At 61.9% G+C, this 21,373-nt stretch carries 19 protein-coding genes, 4 pseudogenes and 1 riboswitch; of the genes and pseudogenes, 12 read left to right on the plus strand and 11 right to left on the minus strand.

Annotation, left to right across the window (positions count from 1 at the left end; all coding sequences use genetic code 11):
• Positions 1-239 precede the first annotated feature (239 nt).
• From ACFQT0_RS18025 to ACFQT0_RS18080, 12 genes are all read left to right on the plus strand, one after another.
• The gene (locus ACFQT0_RS18025) at positions 240-401 is read left to right on the plus strand and encodes a hypothetical protein (RefSeq protein ID WP_380204549.1); all 162 of its coding nucleotides are present in this window, start codon (positions 240-242) and stop codon (positions 399-401) included.
• A gap of 67 nt (positions 402-468) precedes the next feature.
• Positions 469-1,347, plus strand: coding sequence for a helix-turn-helix domain-containing protein (locus ACFQT0_RS18030; protein WP_380204550.1), 879 nt, complete (start codon positions 469-471; stop codon positions 1,345-1,347).
• 209 nt (positions 1,348-1,556) lie between these two features.
• On the plus strand, positions 1,557-2,147 hold the full coding sequence (locus tag ACFQT0_RS18035) for a Crp/Fnr family transcriptional regulator (RefSeq protein WP_380204551.1): 591 nt from the start codon (positions 1,557-1,559) through the stop codon (positions 2,145-2,147).
• A gap of 61 nt (positions 2,148-2,208) precedes the next feature.
• A complete protein-coding gene (locus tag ACFQT0_RS18040) occupies positions 2,209-2,475 on the plus strand; it encodes a transposase (protein WP_380204552.1) in 267 nt (88 codons plus the stop codon).
• Entirely contained in the window at positions 2,472-2,963 is a 492-nt protein-coding gene (locus ACFQT0_RS18045; protein ID WP_380204553.1) for an IS5 family transposase, read from the plus strand. Before ACFQT0_RS18040 ends, ACFQT0_RS18045 begins: the two co-directional genes overlap by 4 nt.
• Before the next feature lie 500 nt (positions 2,964-3,463).
• Positions 3,464-3,560, plus strand: a riboswitch (SAM riboswitch).
• A gap of 503 nt (positions 3,561-4,063) precedes the next feature.
• Complete coding sequence (locus tag ACFQT0_RS18050; protein ID WP_380204554.1) at positions 4,064-4,468, plus strand: carboxypeptidase-like regulatory domain-containing protein; 405 nt, start codon at positions 4,064-4,066, stop codon at positions 4,466-4,468.
• Positions 4,465-5,799: a TonB-dependent receptor plug domain-containing protein gene (locus ACFQT0_RS18055; RefSeq protein WP_380204555.1), complete on the plus strand. Its 1,335-nt coding sequence runs from the start codon at positions 4,465-4,467 to the stop codon at positions 5,797-5,799. Before ACFQT0_RS18050 ends, ACFQT0_RS18055 begins: the two co-directional genes overlap by 4 nt.
• A complete protein-coding gene (locus ACFQT0_RS18060; protein WP_380204556.1) occupies positions 5,783-7,111 on the plus strand; it encodes a TonB-dependent receptor domain-containing protein in 1,329 nt (442 codons plus the stop codon). Before ACFQT0_RS18055 ends, ACFQT0_RS18060 begins: the two co-directional genes overlap by 17 nt.
• On the plus strand, positions 7,108-8,463 hold the full coding sequence (locus ACFQT0_RS18065) for a RagB/SusD family nutrient uptake outer membrane protein (protein WP_380204558.1): 1,356 nt from the start codon (positions 7,108-7,110) through the stop codon (positions 8,461-8,463). The genes ACFQT0_RS18060 and ACFQT0_RS18065 overlap by 4 nt, the downstream gene beginning before the upstream one ends.
• 246 nt (positions 8,464-8,709) lie before the next feature.
• Complete coding sequence (locus ACFQT0_RS18070) at positions 8,710-10,347, plus strand: M14 family zinc carboxypeptidase (RefSeq protein WP_380204559.1); 1,638 nt, start codon at positions 8,710-8,712, stop codon at positions 10,345-10,347.
• Positions 10,344-10,607 carry a hypothetical protein gene (locus ACFQT0_RS18075; protein ID WP_380204560.1) on the plus strand — a complete coding sequence of 88 codons (264 nt, stop codon included), beginning with the start codon at positions 10,344-10,346 and terminating at the stop codon, positions 10,605-10,607. Before ACFQT0_RS18070 ends, ACFQT0_RS18075 begins: the two co-directional genes overlap by 4 nt.
• Positions 10,564-11,295: a hypothetical protein gene (locus ACFQT0_RS18080; RefSeq protein ID WP_380204561.1), complete on the plus strand. Its 732-nt coding sequence runs from the start codon at positions 10,564-10,566 to the stop codon at positions 11,293-11,295. The genes ACFQT0_RS18075 and ACFQT0_RS18080 overlap by 44 nt, the downstream gene beginning before the upstream one ends.
• 189 nt (positions 11,296-11,484) lie before the next feature.
• On the opposite strand, the gene leuB is transcribed toward ACFQT0_RS18080, so the two are convergent.
• From leuB to ilvB, 11 genes and pseudogenes are all read right to left on the minus strand, one after another.
• Entirely contained in the window at positions 11,485-12,597 is a 1,113-nt protein-coding gene (gene leuB / locus ACFQT0_RS18085) for a 3-isopropylmalate dehydrogenase (RefSeq protein ID WP_380206072.1), read from the minus strand.
• Between the two features lie 8 nt (positions 12,598-12,605).
• On the minus strand, positions 12,606-13,202 hold the full coding sequence (leuD, locus tag ACFQT0_RS18090; RefSeq protein ID WP_380204562.1) for a 3-isopropylmalate dehydratase small subunit: 597 nt from the start codon (positions 13,200-13,202) through the stop codon (positions 12,606-12,608).
• Positions 13,203-13,313: 111 nt separating this feature from the next.
• On the minus strand, positions 13,314-13,544 hold the full coding sequence (locus ACFQT0_RS18095; protein ID WP_380204563.1) for a hypothetical protein: 231 nt from the start codon (positions 13,542-13,544) through the stop codon (positions 13,314-13,316).
• Positions 13,471-14,136, minus strand: a pseudogene (locus ACFQT0_RS18100) (aconitase family protein); the annotation flags it as partial. The gene ACFQT0_RS18095 and the pseudogene ACFQT0_RS18100, both read right to left, overlap by 74 nt.
• A gap of 112 nt (positions 14,137-14,248) precedes the next feature.
• A pseudogene (locus ACFQT0_RS18105) lies at positions 14,249-14,581 on the minus strand (aconitase family protein); the annotation flags it as partial.
• Positions 14,523-14,804, minus strand: coding sequence for an aconitase family protein (locus ACFQT0_RS18110; RefSeq protein WP_380204564.1), 282 nt, complete (start codon positions 14,802-14,804; stop codon positions 14,523-14,525). The pseudogene ACFQT0_RS18105 and the gene ACFQT0_RS18110, both read right to left, overlap by 59 nt.
• Before the next feature lie 97 nt (positions 14,805-14,901).
• Positions 14,902-16,068: a 2-isopropylmalate synthase gene (locus ACFQT0_RS18115; RefSeq protein WP_380204566.1), complete on the minus strand. Its 1,167-nt coding sequence runs from the start codon at positions 16,066-16,068 to the stop codon at positions 14,902-14,904.
• A gap of 296 nt (positions 16,069-16,364) precedes the next feature.
• A pseudogene (gene ilvA / locus ACFQT0_RS18120) lies at positions 16,365-17,658 on the minus strand (threonine ammonia-lyase IlvA).
• 149 nt (positions 17,659-17,807) lie between these two features.
• Positions 17,808-18,875, minus strand: coding sequence for a ketol-acid reductoisomerase (ilvC, locus tag ACFQT0_RS18125; RefSeq protein ID WP_380204567.1), 1,068 nt, complete (start codon positions 18,873-18,875; stop codon positions 17,808-17,810).
• An 87-nt stretch (positions 18,876-18,962) separates the two neighbouring features.
• Positions 18,963-19,553, minus strand: coding sequence for an acetolactate synthase small subunit (ilvN, locus tag ACFQT0_RS18130; RefSeq protein ID WP_380204569.1), 591 nt, complete (start codon positions 19,551-19,553; stop codon positions 18,963-18,965).
• 46 nt (positions 19,554-19,599) lie between these two features.
• A pseudogene (gene ilvB / locus ACFQT0_RS18135) lies at positions 19,600-21,336 on the minus strand (biosynthetic-type acetolactate synthase large subunit).
• Positions 21,337-21,373: the final 37 nt, after the last annotated feature.

The following is a 21,373-nucleotide window of genomic DNA, read 5'->3' on the forward strand; positions in this document are numbered from 1 at the left end:
AAAAGTGGCTTTACGACGCAAAACGGGGCATTCTGCTTAATTCGAGTGCAATTAAAGCAGTCCCGTCCAGACCGCTACCTCGAAGAATAACACCCACCGGACGCTCCCCCAAACGACTACCTGCACAACCTGCGGGCCCGGCTGGCGCTGGACACGCAGTTTTTTACGCAGGCCCTGAATGCCCCCGGCCACGCGTCCCAGGATACCCTGCAACGCTACCAGCACCTCTACTTAACGTATTGGAGCAGCAGCGCACCCTGCTCATCGACATGAGCCGGCGGGCCGATTTCGACGAGGAAATCATTCGAAAACACCTCGCCATCCTCGACCTGGAAGAATACAAACTGCGCGAAAAGCAGGCTCGAACCCACCGCTACCGAATAACCCCCAGCAGGGCCTGACGTGGGCCACCTTTCTTCCCCGCAACGTTGTGCGTCCAGTACGTATTCCGATTTTATCCCCCAATCCATGAGCAACCCCATGGTGGCCACCGCGGCCGAAGTCAACACCAGTGACCTCAAGCTGAAAGGCTTTAAAGCCTACGCCGTCGATACGTCCGTCAACCCCGTGCCCACCTATGCCCGGCGCGACTTCTACAAGGTGGCCCTGCTCACCGGCGAGAGCATCCTGCACTACGCCGACAAGAGCATCGAGCTCACCGGCACCTGCCTGTTCTTCGCCAACCCGCACATTCCCTACTCCACCGAACTGCTCTCGGCCACGCAAACCGGGTATGCCTGCCTGTTTACCGAGGAATTGGTCAAAGCCACCGACCGGTCCGAGAGCCTGCAGCAATCACCCCTGTTTCAAATCGGGGGCACGCCCGTCTTCAAGCTCAGCGCCGGCCAAACGGTTTACCTCACCGGCATCTTCGAAAAGATACTGACCGAGCAGGGCGCCGACTACCACTTCAAAAATGACCTGATTCACACCTACCTTCAGCTGCTCATCCACGAAGCCCTGCGCATGCAGCCCACCGAGACGTTTTTCCAGCACAAAAACGCCTCCTCCCGCATCACCTCGCTGTTCCTGGACTTGCTCGAGCGCCTCTTTCCCATCGAGAGCCCGCAGCAAGCCCTGCCCTTGAAGTCGGCCCAGGACTTCGCCGACCGCCTCGCCATTCACGTCAACCACCTCAACCGTTCCGTGAAGGAGGTCACCGGCAAGCCCACCACCAGCCACATTGCCGACCGCATCATCGGCGAAGCCAAGGCCCTGCTGCACCACACCAATTGGGACGTGGCCGAAATCGCCCAAAGACTCGGCTTCGAATACGCGTCCTACTTCAACAACTTCTTCAAGAAGCACACCGGCAGCACCCCGCTGTCTTTCCGCAAGGCGGTCTGAAGAGTCCAACTACCCTGGCACGTGCTAAAACCAAAACGAGCGAACCTTCTGGTCCGCTCGTTTTGGTTCTGCCCTACGCCTCAAAATGCAGCCGGTCCTTGAACCCAACAAGGCTGTAATTTGAAGCCGTGGCAACTATCCGTTAACTGCCTGGGGCAACTAGCGCACTAGCTGTCAGGTTATCAAGCCCTTCTTTTCAAACAAACTGCATGGAGGTTACTCTATTCCAACAGCACATCCTGCGACAGCTACCGGCGATGAACGCCGACGAACTGGCCGAACTCACTGCGGCCTTTACGCTTCGCCACGTCCCGAAACGCGAGCTGATGGTGCAGCCGGGGGTAGTGGCCGACCACCGCCTTTACGAGCTGCAGGGTGCTTTCCGCGCGTACGTCGTCGACCCGGCGGGGGTGGAGCACACCCTCCATTTTGCCATTGACGACTGGTGGATTACCGACCTGGCCAGCTACCACTCCCAGCTCCCCGCCACGATGTACGTGGTGGCCCTCGAAGACAGCACCGTCCTGCAGCTGAATTACGCCACCGAGCAGCGCCTCATGCAGCGCAGCCGCCGCTTCGAAACCCTGTTTCGACTCCAGGCCGAGCGGGCCGCCGCCTACCACCAGCGCCGCCTGACCTCGGCCCTGACCCGCACGGCCGAAGAGCGGTACGAGGACTTCCGGGCCACCTACCCGGCCGTGGTGCAGCGGCTCCCGCAGTACGTCATTGCCTCCTACCTGGGCATGAGCGAGGAGTTCCTCTCGCGGATTCGCAGCCGGGGCGGGACGAAGAAAGGGTAAACGGGCGGCCATGCATTTATTGACCTAAAGTCTGTGGACAGTGGGGGCGTTATTTTTGAGGATGCGCCGCCACGAATTAAGCGACAGGGAATGGGAATGGATTGCACCGCACACGCTGGGCCAGCCGGGGAGTAGCGGCGGTACCGGCCGCGATAACCGCCTCTTTGTCACCGCTGTTTTTTACCGCACCCGCACCGGGATTCCCTGGCGCGACCGGCCCGCTCGGTTTGGCCAGTGGAACACCGTTGCCCGGCGGTTTCGGCGCTGGGCGTTGGCTGGGGTCTGGGAAGCGGTTTTTCGCGCCGTCCAGGAACCGGATTACGAATGAGTGCTGGTCGATTCCAACACCGTCAAGGCGCACAAAGCCGCAGCGGGCCAAAAAGCACGGCGCGCACCGAATGCCTCGGGCGCAGCCGCGGCGGCTTCGGCACCAAGGTCCACACCGTAGTCGACGCGCTGGGCAATTGCCTGCACCTGGCCCTGACCCCGGCCGAGAGCGCCGACAGCCCGCAACTGCCCGGGCTGCTGGCGGCCTTGGCCCAGTCGCCGGGCGCGGTCGTATGCGACAAGGCCTACGACACCAACAACGTGCTGAAAAGCATCGCCGACCAGCACGCGGTGCCCGTTATTCCACCCAAATCCACCCGGCTGGACCAGCGCGACTACGACCGGAATCTGTACGCTGACCGCAACAAAATAGAGCGCTTTTTCGGCCGGCTCAAAGAGGCAAGGGGCTTTGCCACGCGCTACGAGAAAACAGCTGTGTCTTTTTTAGCTACTGCCCACCTGCTGGCAGCACTCGATTGGTTGCGCTGACTGTCCACAGACTTTAGCTCGGCTAGCCGGTAATACAGGTTATGGCACGGAACCCGCTCGGAAAGCCGAAAGCGAGTCACAAATCTGCTTTTCATCCTCCTGCTACGAACCGGTAGCCTAACCGGTCACCATTTCTGCAACAGCCGCGGTTCAAAACGCAAATAGAAGATATCAGTAGTGCACACGCAGTCGCAACACGGGGCAGTAACCAAGTGTAGCTCTTTTACAAAAGGACTTACGAACCATTTCCCGAAGGAATTAGCTGTCTTGGACAACCAAAGCGAAACAAGTTTTGGTTGTTTTTTATTAGTCAACCGTTGGGCTGCCGCTAGGCATAATAATGAGAATGGTGAGCGTTAATGCGCTTTTTCACGTAGTTTTCATCGTAAAGCCTGATGCTTTGTAAAACCTGCAGCCAAAAAAGTTTAGGGTTTGAATTAGCATTTCAAAAACCGGCTGCTTTACATTTGCCATTACAATTCCTTCAGAACAAAGAATTGTTTTTATACAGAGGCGTGGAGAGACAGGCTCGACGAAACGCCGGCAACCAACGAGGCTAACCCCTTGAAACGGTGCCAAGTCCTGACCATATAAAAACAAAAGCCATGGACTTTTCGCGTCCCCTCCCCGCTGTTTCGACCACCTCTTTTGCTGTGCAGCATGGGTGTTGTTGTATGTCGAGTGCTGCCGTCTGCATGCGGTAGGCCGGCCGGGGTTGTTGAGCTGAATCAGCTGTTACATTTTCCTGCCGGCCGTAAGGGCTCCCGCGGCTAAGCCATAGCCGGGTGCTGCAGGGGCCATCGTGCCCGCGCGGCGGCTTCATGCCAGCCTTTTGGCGTCCTCCCAAGAGCGGGGCGCTGACCAACTTTCTCTTTCTGGGCATTGCTGCGGCTTTGGGGCCGGGCGCCGTTGTGCACAAACGGTGGCCCAGCTCAACCGCGGAACGACGCAACCGCAACCCTCCTCCAGGTGCACCGGAGGGGCCCCGGCGACTGCGGCGCATTGGCCCAGCCCTCCCCTCGATTCGGGCCTTCCCATCCCACCTCTAAGCCGCTTGGTAGCGGCCTACGCCGGGCCCTCCACCTCAACATCAAGTTTTTATGTATACCCGTACGCTCCGGCGGACGCTCTTCCTACTGCTGTGGGGAGGGGCCTCCGTCACTAGTTATGCCCAATCGGACCCGGCCCCGCTCGTGAGCGGCACCGTGACCGACGCCGCCAGCCACACCCCTTTGCCGGGCGTGACGGTGATGGCCAAAGGCACCACCGTCGGCACCACCACCGACGCAAATGGCCAATTCTCGCTCCCTGCCGCCCCGGGCAGCGCCCTGGTTTTCAGCTTTGTGGGCTATGCTCGCAAGGAGCTGGCTGCCACGGCCGGCGCGCTTACCGTAGACCTCGCCCCCGATTTGCAGGAGCTCTCGGAAGTGGTGGTGACGGGCTACAGCGAGCAAAACCGCAAGACTCTGACCAGCGCCATCAGCTCGGTAAAGGGGAAGATTTGAAGAACATTCCGGCCGCCAGCCCCGACCAGCTGCTGCAGGGCAAAGCGCCCGGCGTACAGGTATCGGCCAACTCGGGCGTGCCGGGCGGCGGCGTATTTATCCGCATTCGGGGCAGTAACTCGGTGAACGCCAGCAACGACCCACTCTACGTGGTCGACGGCGTGTTCATCAACAACACCAACCTGATTGCGACGGGCTTGGGCAACCAGGTGTCGAGCAACCCGCTGGCCGACCTGAACCCGCAGGACATCGAGAGCATGGAAATTCTGAAGGACGCCAACGCGACGGCGATTTACGGCTCGCGCGGCGCCAACGGCGTGGTGCTCATCACCACCAAGCGGGGCAAGGCCGGCGACAAAACCCGCATTACCTTCAACACCTACCACGCCCTCTCCAAAGCACCCAAGCAGTACCAACTGGCCAGCGGGCCGGAATTGGCAACGCTAGAGAATGAGCGGTTTATCAACGACGGCGGCAACCCGGCGCTGGTGCCCTACCGCTCGGTGGCTTCCGGTGGGCGCGGCTTGCCCGAAGAGCAGCCAACCTTCGACCGGCTCAGCGACGTGTTTCGCCCGGCCCAGACGCACAGCTACGAGCTGTCGGCGGCCGGGGGCTCGGCCAAAACCCAGTTTTACATCGGGGCGGGCTATTTCACCCAGGAATCGGTGGCCAAGCCCAGCGCCTTCGACCGGTTCTCGCTGCGCGTCAACCTCGATAACTCGGTGACGGACAAGCTGCGCATCGGCACGAGCACGGCCCTGAGCCGCACGCACCGCAACGTTAGCAGCAACGACAACAACCCGGTGGGTGTCATCAACTCGGCCCTGTTCACGCGCGCCAACCTGCCGGTGTACAACCCCGACGGCTCCTATGCCAAGTACGGCTCGTTTGACAACCACCTGGCCCTCATCAACAACCTGAACAACGATGCGGTGGGCTCGCGCGTCATCTCGAACGTGTACGGCACCTACCAGTTTGCCAAAAACCTGACGTTTCGCAGCAGTTGGAGCATCGACTTCAACGACATGTACGAGAACAACTTCAACAACACCCTGATTCTGGCCGGGCAGCCGCGCGGCACGGCCTCGTCGTTTCTCTCCCGCGACATCACCCTGCTCAACGAGCAGACGCTTAACTACAGCGTCAACTTCGGCCAAGACCATTTGCTGCAGGCCCTGGTGGGCAACACCTTGCAGCGCAACACCTTCCAGCGCACTACCCTGGCAGGGCAGCAGTTCCCCGGCAACGACCTGACCACCATTGCTTCGGCCGCCACTCAGACGGGCAGGCTCGTCGCGCTCGCAGGCTGGGCTGGTGTCGTTTTTCGGTAAAGCTACTTATAGCTTCAAGGAGCGCTACACGGCCGACGTGAGCGTGCGGGCCGACGCATCCTCCCGATTTGGCAGCGAGAACCGCTGGGGCTACTTCCCGGCCGTGGGCCTGGGCTGGCGCCTGGGCGAGGAAAGCTTCATCCAGGACCTCGGCGTTTTCCAGGAGCTGAAGCTGCGGGCCAGCCTGGGCAAAACCGGCAACCAGGCAGGCATCAGCGACTTTGCGGCGCTGGGTTTGGTGCAGGGCGGCGCCAACTACCTCGACCTGCCGGGCACCAGCCCGCTGCAGCTGGCCAACCCCAACCTGAGCTGGGAATCGACCCGGCAGTGGAACGTGGGCCTGGACGCCGGCGTGCTGCAAAACCGCTTGGTGCTGGAGCTCAATTACTACGACAAGTACACCTCGGGCCTGCTGCTGAACGTGCCGGTGCCGCGCAAAACCGGCTTCTCGTCGCTGGTAGAAAACTACGGCGCCGTGAGCAACAAAGGCTTTGAAGCCCAGGCCACGGCCAACTGGCTGCCCAAGGGCGCGCTGCAGTGGAGCACCACCGTGAACATCGCCCGCAACGTGAACAAGATTGAGAAGCTGGCCGCCCCCATCACCACGGGCTCGCGCGACATTTTCCGGCTGGAAGAAGGCGCCTCGCTCTACTCCTTCTGGCTGTACCACCAAACCCGTGTGAACCCCGAAAGCGGCAACGCCGAGTACGAAGACGTGAACGGCGACGGCCAGCTCACCGTGGCTGACCGCAAGCTCGTGGGCAACGCCTGGCCCGACTACTTCGGCGGAGTCACTAACTCCATCACTTACAAGGGCCTCGATTTTGGCTTCACGCTGAACTTCGAGCAGGGTGCCAAAATCATGAACATGAACCGCTTCTTCCTCGTGCACGGCGGCACCCAGAGCAATATCGGCTACCTGAGCGAGCAGGCTCGAGCGCTGGCAGCGGCCGGGCGATGTGACCGACATCCCGCGCCTGACCACCAACGCCAGCAGCAACAACTACGGCGGCGTGGTACAAAACCTGAGCGACCGGTACCTCGAGGACGGCTCCTTCGTGCGCCTGCGTACCCTCACGCTGGGCTACACCGTGCCCGCCGCCACCACCGCCAAAGCGCATCTGAACTCGCTGCGCGTGTACGTGCAGGCGGCCAACCTCTTCACCATCACGCCTTATTCCGGCCTCGACCCGGAAGTAAACTCGCAGAGCGGCGTGAGCAACACCAAAAACTTCGACTGGGCCACGGTGCCCCAGCCGCGCACCCTGCAGGTGGGCGTCACGGTCGGATTCTAAGCCCTTACTTCCGATGAAACAGTCCCTCTTTCGCTTATTTCTGGTCGCCCAGGTAGCCACCGCCACGCTCGGCCTCGGCGCCTGCTCCGACCTGCTGGAGCCCACGCCGGTGCAGCAGCTGCCCGACGACAAAGCCATCACCGACGCCGGCAGCGCCCGAGCCGCCGCCATCGGCACCTACGACCGGGTGCAGGCCTACTATCAGCTCAACTGGCCGGTGCTGGGCTTCTTGCCCGGCGAGAACGTGCGCTTCAACGGCACGCTCAACCAGTTTCTGCAAATCGACCAGAACCAGCTCAGCGCCGACAACGTGCTGATTACCGAAGCCTGGACCCAGATGTACCAGGCCGTAAACGGGGCCAACAACCTCATTGCCGCCCTGCCCGGCATCAACGACCCGCTGCTGCCCGCCGCCGAGAAAAACCAGGCGCTGGGCGAGGCCCACTTCCTGCGGGCGCTGGTGTACTTCGACCTGGGCCGCGGCTGGGGCGGCGTGCCGCTGGTGCTCACACCCACCCGCAGCAAGGAAAACGGCCAGGGCCTGAAGCGCAGCACCCGCGCCCAGACCTACGACCAAGTGCTGGCCGACCTTACCCAGGCCGAAACCCTGCTGCCCGACGCCACCACCCGCAACCGCGCGGTGAAGGCCGCCGCCCGCGCCCTACGCGCCCGTCTGCATCTCTATCGCCAGCAGTATGCCGAGGCCGAAACCTACGCCACGCAGGTAATCGGCAGCGCCAACTACCGCCTCGTAACGCCCTATCGGGCATTTTCCACGGCGCCTTTCCTGAGCCAGGAATCGGTGTTTGAGCTGACGTTCAGCAACTCCGACGCCAACAGCATGTGGAACAACTGGTTTCCCAGCGCCCTGGGTGGGCAGTTTAACTTCCAGCCCGTGCCGGCCGCCATTTCCCAGCTCAACGACCCCGCGGTGGGCGGCAGCCGCTCGGCCTTGCTGGCCAGCACGGTCATTGCCGGCGCTACCGTCACCTACGGCAACCTCTACAGCCGTTCGGCCCAGCGCGACGACCCGAGCTACGTGCTGCGCCTGGCCGAGCAGTACCTCATCCGGGCCGAAGCCCGCGCCCGTCAGGCCAAGCTGCCCGAAGCCATTGCCGACCTCAATACGGTGCGTACCCGGGCTGGTGTGGGCCCCACCACCGCAACCACGGCCGAGCAGCTACTGCTGGCTATTGAAAACGAGCGAAAGGTGGAGTTTGCCTTCGAGGCCGACCGCTGGTTTGACCTCGTGCGCACCGGTCGGGCCGGCACCGTGCTTGGCGTCACGGACCAGCGCCGCTGGGTGTTCCCCATTCCTTTCAACGACTTGGTAGCCGACCCGGACCTCGAGCAGAATCCTGGCTACTAAATGGGCTGTCTTGCCAGTGACAGAACCTCACCCCCGGCCCCTCTCCAAAAGAGAGGGGAGCCACGGCGGCATTGCTATACTCCGTGGATGCCTGAATCATCAGACTCCCTCTCTTTTGGAGAGGGGCCGGGGTGAGGTTCCACCAGCTGACGTAGCCGCCACCATCTCTCAAATCAAATACCCATGTTCAAAACATACATTTCCGCTGCTCTTCTAACCTTGAGTCTAGGCCAAGCGGTACCGGCCATGGCTCAGAACAGCTACTTTTTCCCGGGAGCCCAAGCGAGCAGCTTCGACCCCAAGGTGCCTACGCCGGAACAGTTCCTGGGCTACCCGATTGGCTCGCACTACACCCGCACGGACCAAATCGTGGCCTACCTGCGCGAGTTGGACCGGGTGTCGGACCGGGTGAGTTTACGGGTGTTGGGCAAAACGTTCGAGGAGCGGCCGCAGGTGGTGGCCACCATCACCACGCCCGAAAACCAGCAGAATCTGGCCCAACTGCAGCAGGACCGCCGGGCTCTGCACGACCCCAAGCTGCCGGCGCCCAACTACGGCAAGCTGCCGGTGGTGGTGAGCCTCAACTTTGGGGTGCACGGCAACGAAAGCAGCTCCTCGGAAGCGGCGCTACTACTGGCCTACTACCTCACGGCCTCCACCAGCCCCGAAACGCAGCAGTGGCTGCAGCAATCCGTCGTTACCGTCGACCCGCTGGAAAACCCCGACGGCCGGGACCGCGCCTCGCATTGGTTCGACCAGAACAAGTCGTGGCCCAACCCCACCGACCCGCTCGACCGCGAGCACACCGAGGCCTGGCCCGGCGGCCGCACCAACCACTTCTACACCGACCTGAACCGCGACTGGCTGTCGCTGACCCAGCCCGAGAGCCGGGCGCGCATGGCGTTCTTTCACGAGTGGTACCCCAACGTGATGATAGACTTTCACGAAATGGGCACCAACGGCACCTACTACTTCGAGCCCTCCAAGCCCTTCAGCACCGAAAACGACCTCATCCCGCGGGCCACCTACGAGGTGCTGAACGTGCACATGGCCAAGCACTTCGCTAAGGCGCTGGACAACCTGGGCTCGCTGTACTGGACCAAGGAGCAGTTCGACAACCTTTCCCCCATCTACGGCTCAACCTACCCCGATTTTGAGGGTGGCGTGGGCATCACGTTTGAGGTGGGCAGTTCGCGCGGATTGGCCCAGGAAGGCACCAACGGCGTGGTGACGTTCCCCTTCACTATCCGCAACCACGTGGCCACCGGTCTGGCCACCGTGCGCGGGGCCGTGGAAGAAAAGGAGCTCTACCTGCGCCACCAGCGTGACTTCTTCACCTCGGCTCTGAGTGAGGCGAAGAAGTTTCCCACCAAGGCCTATGTGTTTGGCAATGCCCAGGACGCGACGCTGACCAATAAATTTCTGGCCGTGCTGCTCCAGCACAAGGTACAAGTGCATGAATTGGGCAAAAACGTGACCCTCGACAAGCAAAGCTTCGAGAAGGGCAAGGCCTACGTGGTGCCCACCGCCCAGCCTCAGTACCGCATTGTCAACTCCCTTTTTGAGGAGCTCACCACCTTTCACGACAGCGTGTTCTACGACGTGACGGGCTGGAGCCAGGCCCACGCCTATGGGCTGGCCGTTTCCAAGCAGAAAAACGCCAATCTAGTGCAGGGCGCCGCCGTGCAAGCGCCGAAAATGTTGACCGGCGAAGTGCGTGGCGGCCAGAGCAGCTACGCCTACCTGCTGCCGTGGTCGGACTACAATGCCCCCGTGCCCTCACGGCCCTGCAGCGTGCCGGCCTCGTGGCCAAGGTCAGCTTCAAGCCCTTCCGCGCCGGGTCCGCCGACCACCCCGTCGATTTCGGGTACGGCACGCTGGTGATTCCCGTGGCCGCCCAGAAGCAATCGGCCGACTCCGTTTTCCAGATGGTGAGCCGGATAAGCCGGCAGAACCAGGTGGCCTTTACCAGCGTGACCACCGGCTTTAGCGTGGGTGGCATCGACCTGGGCTCCAACAATGTGCGCACGGTGCCGGAAGCCAAAGCCGCCCTGCTCGTGGGCAACGGTACCAACGCCTCCGAAGTAGGCGAGGCCTGGTTTGTGGCCAGCCAGCAGCCTGGGCCTGCCCCTGAGCCGGATTGAGCTGAGCAACTTCGGCCGCGCGCCGCTGGGCCGCTACACCAGCATCGTGCTGGTAGGCGGCTCCTACACCGGCCTGGACAAAGCTGCCGTGGAAAAACTGCGCCGCTGGGTGCAGGACGGCGGCACGCTCATTACCCTGAAAAACGCCTCGGAATGGGCCATCAAGCAGGGCATCGTGAAAGAAAAGCTGCTGGTGACGGCCAATGCGGGTTGGGCTGATACCACGGCTGCCGCCAAAGGCAAGGCCACCGGTAGCCGCCGCGCCGATTTCGTAGAACAAGAGCAGGAGGGCACGCGCGCCATTGCCGGCTCAATTTACCTGGCCGACATCGACATCACCAATCCCATCGGCTTCGGGCTCAGCAGCCGGCGCCTGTACGTGTTCCGCAACGGCACCACGTTCCTGCGACCCAGCCGCAACCCCTACGCTACCGTGGCCCAGTATACCGCCAAACCCCTGGTGAGTGGCTACGTCTCGCAGGCCAACCTGCGGCAAATCAGCAACTCGGCGGCCGTGGTGGTGAGCAAAGCTGGCGCTGGGCGCGTGGTGCTCTTCGCCGACGACCCCAACTTCCGCCATTACTGGCACGGCACGTCCCGCCTGTTTACCAACGCCCTGCTTCTGGGCCCGCTGCTCAATCTGCCCGAAGGGCCCGCGGCCATCTCAGCCGAAGAAGAAGCCCACTAACCCCAATATTTGGGTCTAGAGGCTTGGCCAACCGGGACTCCTGGGTTTCCAGTAAAAATTGAGCACAAAAGCAAAAGGGTGGACCGCTTTCGGCGGTCCACCCTTTTGCTTCTTACCCTGTAAGTACACCAGGCTTATGCCTTTGTCTCTTTAATCCCACCATAAGGAGAAAAATGGTGTAGGCAACGCTTAAATAATGGTGATTTTGCCGAAGGCGATGTTGCTGTGGTGCAGGTGGCAGTCCAGCAAATCGAGTACGCCGTAGGCCACGAAGCTGCCCACCTGCTCGGTGGTGTAGGGCACCGAGGCGTTCAACTCGGGCGTGAGCACCCGCTCGTTCAGGGCGTTGTCCACGGCGTCGCGCACGGCCTGGGCCTCTTCGGGCATCCCAAAATGGTCGAGCATCATGGCGGCCGAGAGGATGGTGGCAATGGGGTTGGCAATGCCTTTGCCCTTGGCCTGCGGGTACGAACCGTGGATGGGCTCGAACAGCGCTACCCCGTCGCCCACGGACGCCGAGGGCAGCAAGCCCAGCGACCCGGCAATGACCGAAGCCTCGTCGGAGAGGATGTCGCCGAACATGTTCTCGGTCAGGATGACGTCGAACTGCCGCGGGTTGAGGATGAGCTGCATGGCCGCGTTGTCGACAAACAGGTAGTCCATGGCCACGTCGGGGTACTCCGGGGCGATGGCTTGCACGACCTCGCGCCAGAGCCGGGAGGTTTCCAGCACATTGGCTTTGTCCACCAGCGTGAGCTGCCGGCGCCGGCCCTGCGCGGCCCGGAAGGCGCGGTGGGCAATGCGGGCAATTTCGTCCGGGTGGTAGGTGCAATTGTCGTAGGCGGTGCCATCGGCCGTGCGGCCTTTTTCGCCGAAGTACACGCCGCCGGTCAGCTCCCGGAAAATGAGCAGGTCGGTGCCCGCGATGCGGTCGGGCCGGAGCGGCGAGAATTCCAGCAGCTGCTCGTAGGCCGTGACGGGGCGGATATTAGCGTACAACCCCAGGCTTTTGCGCAACTGCAGCAGGCCCTGCTCGGGGCGGACTTTGGCGGCCGGATTGTTGTCGTACTTGGGGTCGCCGATGGCGCCGAGCAGCACGGCATCGGCCCGGTGGCAGGCTGCCAGGGTGGCCTCGGGCAGCGGCGAGCCGGTGGCGTCGATGGCGCCCGCACCCATCAGGTGGTAGTCGAAATGGAAGTGGTGGCCAAACCGCTCGGCCACGGCCTTGAGCACGCGCACGGCCTCGCCGCACACTTCCGGCCCGATGCCGTCGCCGGGCAGCACCACGATTCGTTTGCTGATTCGGTCGTTTAATAAGTCCATGGGCGCTGTTGTTCGTAGGTGGAGATGGCAGCCTGCTGGCTCAATAAATAGTCAATGTCGTCGTAGCCGTTTATCAGGCACTCTTTCTTGTAGGGGTCCGGCTCGAAGCCAAAGCTTTCGTCCCACACGGGCACGGTGAGCGTCTGGGCCGGCAAGTCCACAATGAGCTGGGTGTTGGGGTAATGCGTGACCCGCGTAACCAGGCTGCGAAGCACTTCTTCGGTGACCTGTAGCGGCAGCAGGCCGGTATTCAGGGCATTGCCCCGGAAAATATCGGCGAAATAGCTGGAGATAACCACCTTAAAACCGGCATCGTACAGCGCCCACGCGGCGTGCTCGCGGCTGGAGCCGCAGCCGAAGTTTTGGCCCGCCAGCAGAATCTGGCCGTGGTAGCGCGAGTCGTTGAGCACAAACCCGTGCTTGGGCTGGCCGTCGGCGGCGTAGCGCCAGTCGGCGAACAGGTTGGCCCCGAAGCCTTCCCGGGTGGTCGACTTCAGGAAACGCGCCGGGATAATCTGGTCGGTGTCAATGTTCTCGAGCGGCAGAGGGACGGCCGTCGAGCGCAGGGTCTGAAATTGGTCCATGAGAAGCTGGGGCGGGGTGGGGCAATGCGGCGTAAGCGGAGAAGTGGAACAGGCCGTCGTGCTCGGCTTGGCGTAGCAGCCTGCGTGGCGTAGCTTATCCAGTCTATCGGCTTATTCGGGCGGTCGGGCGGGTCGGAAAAAGTCTTCATGGCGCTCAGGCAATGGGCGTTTCCAATTAGTTGAGGTACTTGGTGATGTCGACCAGCCGGCCTTCCACGGCCGTGATGGCGGCCACCAGCGGGCTGGCCAGCAGCGTGCGCGCCCCGGCCCCTGCCGCCCTTCGAAGTTGCGGTTGGAGGTCGACACGCAGTAGGCGCCGGCGGGGATTTTGTCGTCGTTCATGGCCAGGCAGGCGCTGCAGCCAGGCTCGCGCAGGCTCGAAGCCGGCTTGGGCTAAAATCTTGTCGAGCCCTTCGGCAATGGCTTGCTGCTCCACCGATTTGGAGCCGGGCACGATGATGGCCTCCACGTGGGCGGCCTTGTGCTTGCCCTGCACGTAGGCCGCCACCGCCCGCAAATCCTCGATGCGCGAGTTAGTGCAGCTGCCGATGAAGACGTAATTGATTTCCTTGCCCAGCAGCGACTCGCCCGGCTGAAAGCCCATGTACTGCAGCGACTTGTCGAAGCTGGCCGCCTCGCCGGCCGCTACTTGGGCTGGAATGTGGCCGGTAAGGGCAATGCCCATGCCGGGGTTGGTGCCGTAGGTAATCATCGGCGCGATGTCCGCGGCATCAAACGTCAGCTCGGCTTCAAATTCGGCGTCTTCGTCCGAATACAAGGTTTGCCAGTAGGCGAGCGCTTGTTCCCAGCGCTCGCCCTGCGGCGCGTAGCGGCGGCCCTGCAGGTAGGCAAACGTGGTGGCATCGGGCGCAATGAGGCCGCCGCGAGCGCCCATTTCGATGCTCATGTTGCAGACCGTCATCCGGCCTTCCATGCTCAGGGCGCGAATGGCGCTGCCGGCATACTCCACGAAGTAGCCCGTGGCACCGCCCGTGCCGAGCCTGGGCGATGACGTGCAGAATCAAGTCCTTGGCCGTGACGCCGGGCCGCAGCTCGCCATCCACCGTGATGCGCATGCGCTTGGGCCGGCTCAGGAGCAGGCATTGAGTGGCCATTACCTGCGTCACCTGGCTGGTGCCGATGCCGAACGCAATGGCCCCGAAAGCGCCATGCGTGGAGGTGTGGCTGTCGCCGCACACGATGGTCATGCCCGGCTGCGTGAGCCCCAGCTCCGGCCCGATGACGTGCACAATGCCCTGGTTTTGGTGCCCAAGCCCAAACAGCTCCACCCCGAAGCTGGCGCAGTTCTCGGTGAGCTTATCAACCTGCGAGCGGGAAATGGGGTCCTGGATGGGCAGGTGCTGGTTGCGGGTGGGCACGTTGTGGTCGGCCGTGGCTACTATTTGGGCCGGGCGCAGCAGCGGCAAGCCTCGCTCGCGCAGGCTCGTCAAACGCCTGCGGACTCGTGACCTCGTGAATCAGGTGGCGGTCAATGTAAAAGACCTCCAGCCCGCCGGGAATGGCTTTCACCACGTGCGCCTCCCAGATTTTGTCGAATAAGGACTTGCCCATTATTGAAGTGTCTTTATTAAAAACGGTCATGCTGAGCTTGTCGAAGCATCTCGCCCGCAGTAGTAATCCTAGTTAACTCAACGAAGCGGGCGAGATGCTTCGACAAGCTCAGCATGACGTTCTTTGGTTAGCCGGCATTCACCAATTGCTCTTGCTCCACCAGCACGTGCAGGTCGTGGTCGACCACCTCTTTCTGGCGGTCGGCCAGCTGCAGGAAGGAGGCATAGGCCTTGTTCAAGGAGTGCCGGTCGAAGTCGTAGCCGATTTTCTGGAGGCGGTAGGCTAGCGCGGCGCGGCCGGAGCGGGCCGTGAGCACAATCGACGAATCGGCCACGCCTACGTCGCGCGGGTTCATGATTTCGTAGGTTTCGCGGTGCTTGATGACGCCGTCCTGGTGGATGCCGCTGGAGTGCGAAAACGCGTTGGCGCCCACCACGGCCTTGTTGGCTTGCACGGGCATGCTCATCAGGTGCGACACCATGGCCGAGGTTTCGGCCAGCAGCGGCGTGGTGATGCCAGTATCGAGCTGCAGGTAAGGGTGCTGGCGCAGTATCATCACCACTTCTTCAAGGGCGGTGTTGCCGGCCCGCTCCCCTACCCCGTTGATGGTGCACTCAATCTGGCGGGCACCGTTCATAACGCCAGCAATCGAGTTGGCCGTGGCCAAACCGAGGTCGTTGTGGCAGTGCGTGGAGAGCGTCACGGCGTGAATGCCCGTCACGTTTTCGACCAAATACTTGATTTTGGCGCCGTACTCCTCGGGCAGGCAGTAGCCGGTAGTATCAGGAATGTTGAGCACCGTGGCCCCGGCCCGAATCGCGGCTTCGCACACGCGGGCCAGGAAGACGTTGTCGGTGCGGCCGGCGTCTTCGGCGTAGAATTCCACGTCTTCCACAAACGACTTGGCCAGCTTGACGGCGGCCACGGCGCGGGCCAGCACGTCCTCGGGGGTGCTGCAGAGCTTGTAGCGAATGTGCGAATCAGAAGTGCCAATGCCGGTATGAATGCGCGGATAGCGCGCATATTTCAAGGCATCGGCGGCCACGCGAATGTCGTTCTCCACGGCCCGCGAGAGGCCACAGACGGTAGCCTCGCGGGTTTGGGCCGCAATGGCGCGCACGGCTTCAAAATCGCCCGGGCTCGACACCGGAAATCCCGCCTCTATCACGTCCACCCCTAGTAGCTCCAGCTGCCGGGCAATGACGAGTTTCTCGTCGCGGTTCAGCTTGCAGCCCGGCACTTGTTCGCCGTCGCGCAGGGTGGTGTCAAAGATTTGGATTTTCTGAATGGCCATGAGAATAGCGGCTTTAGGCGCTCAATACTGCCCGCAAGTACACCGCTCCGCTCCTGGCCGGAAAACCAATTTTTCAACCGCTTACTATTTCTAAACCAGCAACAACCTAACAGCAACCGCTTATTATCAATAAGTTATCAAAACAATGAATACAATAGCTAATCGCGCAACTCCAGACTTTTTGTCTTTTAGGAACGTGCCTTGGCGTGTTCGGCAACCGCGCCGTGCGCTTTACCTAAACTGGTGGCTTCTCTGCAGCCCAATTGTTCCACGATTGAACGCACCAAGGCGCGTTCCTACACCAGCAGGCTCAGGAAATCGGGCTTGTCGTTGAGGTATTCGTAGGCGAAGCCCTCGGCCAGCATGCGCGCCTGCATGCTGCCTACCTCGCCCGGCTGCTGCAGCTCAATTCCCACGAAAACGGGGCCTTTTTCCTTGTTGTTTTTCTTGATGTACTGGAAGTGAATGATGTCGTCGTCGGGTTGCAGCACGCGGTTGACGAAGCGGCGCAAGGCCCCGGGCCGCTGGTCAAACGTCACCATAAAGTAGTGCTTCCGGCCCTGGTAGCGGGTGGCGCGCTCCTTGATGTCCTCCATCCGGGTGATGTCGTTGTTGCTGCCGCTGACCACGCACACCACGTTTTTGCCCTTAATCTGGTCGGCGTACTGGTGCAGGGCCGAGATGCAGAGCGTCCCGGCCGGCTCCAGCACAATGCCTTCCTCGTTGTACATCTTTAGCAGGTCGAGGCACACCTGGCCTTCGGGCACCAGCACCACGTCGTCGAGCAGCTCGCGGCACAGCTCGAAGGTGAGCTCGCCCGGGCATTTCACGGCCGCGCCATCCACGAAGCTCTCAATCTGGCTCAGGGCCTGCCGCTGCCCGGCCGCAATGGACCGCTGCATGGAGGGCGCCCCCAGCGGCTGCACCCCAATTAATTTGGTGTGCGGGCTCAGCCTGGCGGAATACGCTGCCCACGCCCGAGGCCAGCCCGCCGCCGCCAATGGCCATAAAGCAATAGTCAATCGGCGCAGTTGCGGCCTTCAGGATTTCCAGCCCCACGGTGGCCTGGCCCTCCACAATGGCTAGGTCGTCGAAGGGATGCACGAAGGTGCTGCCGCGCTCGTCGCAGAATTCCTTAGCCGTTTTAAAGGTGTCGTCGAAGGTGCTGCCGGTTAGAATCACCTCCACCTGCTCCTTGCCGAACAGGCGCACCTTATCCACTTTCTGGGCCGGCGTTTGGGCGGGCATGAAGATGTAGCCTTTCAGCCCCAGCAGGCGGCAGGCGTAGGCCACGCCCTGGGCGTGGTTGCCGGCGCTGGCGCACACCACATTGCAGGCGCCTTCGTCGGCGGTAAGGCCGGTCATTTTGTGGTAAGCGCCCCGGATTTTGTAGGAGCGCACCACCTGCAGGTCTTCCCGCTTGAGGTACACGTTGGCCTCGTAAGTCCGCGAAAGGCCCAGGTTGAGCAGCAGCGGCGTTTTGGAGATAACGCCCTTGAGATTGCGGGCGGCCCGCGCCACGTTTTTCAGCGTGACAACGGGCGGTGCTGCGGTGGCGTTTTCCATAGAATTGGGATTAAAAAATGTCATGCTGAGCGCAGCCGAAGCATCTCGCCAGCTTCGTTGCAATCATCTGGATTACTGCTGCACGCGAGATGCTTCGGCTGCGCTCAGCATGACATCTGTTGCTGGTCGTTCGACGCCAGGACGCGAAGTATCACGTCTCTGCGTCGTTCTGATTAGCCCAACTCTTCTACCTTTTCAGCGGCTTTGGAGCGCAGGCGGCGCACGGTGGCGCCGGTCTGCCACAGCTCGGAGTCGCCCACTTCTTTCAGCTCCGCTTCCAGTTCCGAGCGGTAGTTGGGCGTGCTGCCCCGCTCGATGGTGCGGCGGGCTTCTTCGCCGCTGGCTACGCTGTCGTAGAGCTCGTTGAGCACCGGCAGGGTGGCTTCGCGGAAGCGGCCTTTCCAGTCCAGGGCGCCGCGTTGCGCTGTTACGGAGCAGTTGGCAAACATCCAGTCCATGCCGTTTTCGCCTACAAGTGGCACCAGGCTCTGGGTAAGTTCCTCCACGGTTTCGTTGAAGGCCTCGGAGGGCGAGTGGCCACGCTGGCGCAGCACCTGGTACTGGGCCTCGATGATGCCGGCCAGGGCGCCCATCAGCACGCCGCGCTCGCCGGTGAGGTCGGAGTACACTTCCTTCTTGAAGTCGGTTTCGAACAGGTAGCCCGAGCCAACGCCGATGCCCATGGCCACGGCCTTTTCATAAGCATGTCCGGTGGCATCCTGGAACACGGCAAAGGAGGAATTGAGCCCGCCCCCGGCCTGAAACAGGCGCCGCAGGCTGGTGCCGCTGCCCTTGGGCGCCACCAGAATCACGTCCACATCAGCGGGCGGGATGATGCCCGTCTGGTCGTTGAACGTGATGCCGAAGCCGTGCGAGAAGTACAGCGTTTTGCCCGGCGTGAGGCGCTCCCTTAGCATGGGCCACAGCGCAATCTGGCCGGCATCGGAGAGCAGGTTGCACACGATGGTGCCGCGCTCGGCCGCTTCCTCCAGCGAAAACAGCGTTTCGCCCTCCACCCAACCATCCTTGATGGCCCTGTCCCAGGAGGCCGTGCCCTGCCGCTGACCCACGATGACGTTGAAGCCGTTGTCGCGCATGTTCAGCGCCTGGCCGGGGCCCTGCACGCCGTAACCGATGACGGCAATGGTGTCGTCCTGCAGCACTTCCAGCGCTTTTGCCAAGGGGAATTCGTCGCGGGTGACTACGTTTTCATCGATGCCGCCAAAATTGATTTGTGCCATGGTTAGTGGGGTTTGGTAGCGTGGACTTTAAGTCCGCGCATGGGTTAAAGAATGTCGTTCGGACGCGGACTAAAAGTCCGCGCTACATCACATCGCGAACACGCCGTCGCGGTCGTTGAGGTATTCGTTTTCGATGACTTCGTCGCTGGGCTCTGTTTCCTCAAATTCGTTCAGCTTGAGGTGGAAGCCGTCGCTGGCCTTAATGATGGCGATGCGGGCGCTGCGCACGAATTCGATGAGGCCAAACGGCTCCAGCACCCGAATCAGGTTGTCGGTTTCCTGGCGGTGGCCGGTGGTTTCAAACACCGTGTAATCCTTGCGGATAACCACGGCCCTGGCGCCGTTTTCACGCAGCAGCCGCTCCACCAAAGCCCGTTCGGCGATGATGTCGGTGGGCACTTTGTAGAGCGCCATTTCCTGCCAAATCACCTCGTCGTTGGTGTTGTAGTACACTTTTAGCACTTCTACCTGCTTCTCAATCTGGCGGCATATTTTGCGTACCACTTCCTCGGCTTCGGTGATGACGATGTTGAAGCGATGAATGCCCTCAATCTCCGACGGCGAGGTGTTCAGGCTCTCGATGTTGATTTTGCGGCGCGAAAAGATGATGGCAATTCGGTTGAGCAGGCCGATGTGGTTTTCGGTGTAGGCCGTGATGTTGTACTCCTGGCGTTCCATGTGTGAGTTTTGATTAAGGCCGTGATGCTGCGATGGAAACTGGCCCCTACTTGAGCCGGATTTCACTCACGCTGCAGCCCTGCGGCACCATGGGGAAGATGTTTTGTTCCTGGGCCACCATCACCTCCAGCATGTAGGAGCCGGGGTGCGCCAGCATGGCCTGCAGCGCGGGCCCGAGCGTAGCGCGGTCCGACACGCTTTGGCCTTCTATGCGGTAGCCCCGCGCCACGGTCACGTAATCAGGGCTTTGGATGTCGACAAAGGAGTAGCGCCGGGCGCTGAACAGCTCCTGCCACTGCCGCACCATGCCCAGAAACTGGTTGTTGAGCACGATGATTTTCACGGCAATGCCGGTTTGCATGAGCGTGCCCAACTCCTGAATGGTCATCTGCACGCCGCCGTCGCCGATGATGGCCACCACCGTGCGCGTCGGCTGCCCAAACTTGGCCCCGATGGCCGCCGGCAGCGCGAAGCCCATGGTGCCCAGCCCCCGCTGGTGATGTGCCGGCGCGACTCGTTGAGCCGAGCGTAGCGGCAGGTCACCATTTGGTGCTGGCCCACGTCGGTTACCAAAATGGCTTCGCCCTGGGTCAGCTCGTTGAGCTGCTGCACGACCTCGCCCATGGTGAGCTCGCCCGAAGTCGGAAACAGTGCTTCGCGGATTACCACGTCCACTTCCTCGGCCTGGAACTCGGCAAACCGCTGCTGCCAGGCCGGGTGCGTGCGCTCGGCCACCTGCCGTGTGAGCATGGGCAGGGTTTGCTTGCAGTCGCCCCACACGGCCACGGTGGTGGCCACGTTCTTGTCGATTTCGCTGGGGTCGATGTCGAGGTGAATCACCTGGGCTTGGCGGGCGTACTTGTCGAGGCGGCCGGTCACCCGGTCGTCGAAGCGCATGCCGATGGCAATCAGCACGTCGCATTCGTTGGTGAGCACGTTGGGGCCGTAGTTGCCGTGCATGCCCAGCATGCCCACGTTCAGGGGGTGGTCTGCGGGCAGCACCCCGGCCCCGAGGATGGTCCAGGCCGCGGGAATGCCGCTTTTTTCGATGAAAGTCTGAAACTCTCGCTCGGCGCCACCCAGCACCACGCCCTGCCCCCAGAGCACCAGCGGCCGCTGGGCCTGGTTGATGAGGTCGGCGGCCTGGGTCACGGCCTGCGGCCGCACCACCGGCGCGGGCCGATAGCTGCGAATGTGCGTGCAGGGCTCGTAGCCGGCAAAAGGAATCTTGTCGAGCCTGCGCGTTTTTGGTGATGTCAATCAATACCGGCCCGGGCCGGCCGCTACGGGCAATGTAGAAGGCCTTGGCCAGGATACCGGGAATTTCACTGGCCTCGGTAATCTGGTAGTTCCACTTCGTGACCGGGGCCGTGATGTTGATGACATCGGTTTCCTGAAAGGCATCGGAGCCCAGCAAGTGCGCAAACACCTGCCCCGTGATGCACACCAGCGGCGTGCTGTCAATCTGGGCATCGGCCAGGCCCGTAATCAGGTTGGTAGCGCCCGGGCCGCTGGTGGCAAACACCACCCCCACTTTGCCCGAAGCGCGGGCGTAGCCCTGCCCGGCGTGAATGCCGCCCTGCTCGTGCCGCACCAGCACGTGGTTCAGCTCCTCCTTGAAGTCGTACAGGGCATCGTAGATGGGCAGAATGGCCCCGCCCGGATACCCGAAAATGGTGTCGACGCCTTCGGCCAGCAGCCCGCGCAGAAGCACTTCGGCCCCGGAGATTTCGCGGGTTTCGGCTGTGAGGGCCTCCAGTACGGGTTGGGCTTGCGTGCTCATGGCAGTGAAAATTTGAGGTTAATGCAGTAGGGTGCGG

This window comes from Hymenobacter humi (assembly GCF_042665855.1).
Lineage (GTDB): Bacteria > Bacteroidota > Bacteroidia > Cytophagales > Hymenobacteraceae > Hymenobacter > Hymenobacter humi.

Bases quoted from the DNA above. Each gene is read 5' to 3' on its own strand.
- ACFQT0_RS18115 (WP_380204566.1), bottom strand. From the start codon at position 16,068: ATGGCCATTCAGAAAATCCAAATCTTTGACACCACCCTGCGCGACGGC.
- ACFQT0_RS18065 (WP_380204558.1), top strand. From the start codon at position 7,108: ATGAAACAGTCCCTCTTTCGCTTATTTCTGGTCGCCCAGGTAGCCACC.
- ACFQT0_RS18035 (WP_380204551.1), top strand. From the start codon at position 1,557: ATGGAGGTTACTCTATTCCAACAGCACATCCTGCGACAGCTACCGGCG.
- ACFQT0_RS18050 (WP_380204554.1), top strand. From the start codon at position 4,064: ATGTATACCCGTACGCTCCGGCGGACGCTCTTCCTACTGCTGTGGGGA.
- ilvC (WP_380204567.1), bottom strand. From the start codon at position 18,875: ATGGCACAAATCAATTTTGGCGGCATCGATGAAAACGTAGTCACCCGC.
- ACFQT0_RS18095 (WP_380204563.1), bottom strand. From the start codon at position 13,544: ATGAACGACGACAAAATCCCCGCCGGCGCCTACTGCGTGTCGACCTCC.
- ACFQT0_RS18110 (WP_380204564.1), bottom strand. From the start codon at position 14,804: ATGACCGTTTTTAATAAAGACACTTCAATAATGGGCAAGTCCTTATTC.
- ACFQT0_RS18070 (WP_380204559.1), top strand. From the start codon at position 8,710: ATGGCTCAGAACAGCTACTTTTTCCCGGGAGCCCAAGCGAGCAGCTTC.
- ilvN (WP_380204569.1), bottom strand. From the start codon at position 19,553: ATGGAACGCCAGGAGTACAACATCACGGCCTACACCGAAAACCACATC.
- ACFQT0_RS18030 (WP_380204550.1), top strand. From the start codon at position 469: ATGAGCAACCCCATGGTGGCCACCGCGGCCGAAGTCAACACCAGTGAC.
- ACFQT0_RS18045 (WP_380204553.1), top strand. From the start codon at position 2,472: ATGAGTGCTGGTCGATTCCAACACCGTCAAGGCGCACAAAGCCGCAGC.
- leuD (WP_380204562.1), bottom strand. From the start codon at position 13,202: ATGGACCAATTTCAGACCCTGCGCTCGACGGCCGTCCCTCTGCCGCTC.
- ACFQT0_RS18040 (WP_380204552.1), top strand. From the start codon at position 2,209: ATGCGCCGCCACGAATTAAGCGACAGGGAATGGGAATGGATTGCACCG.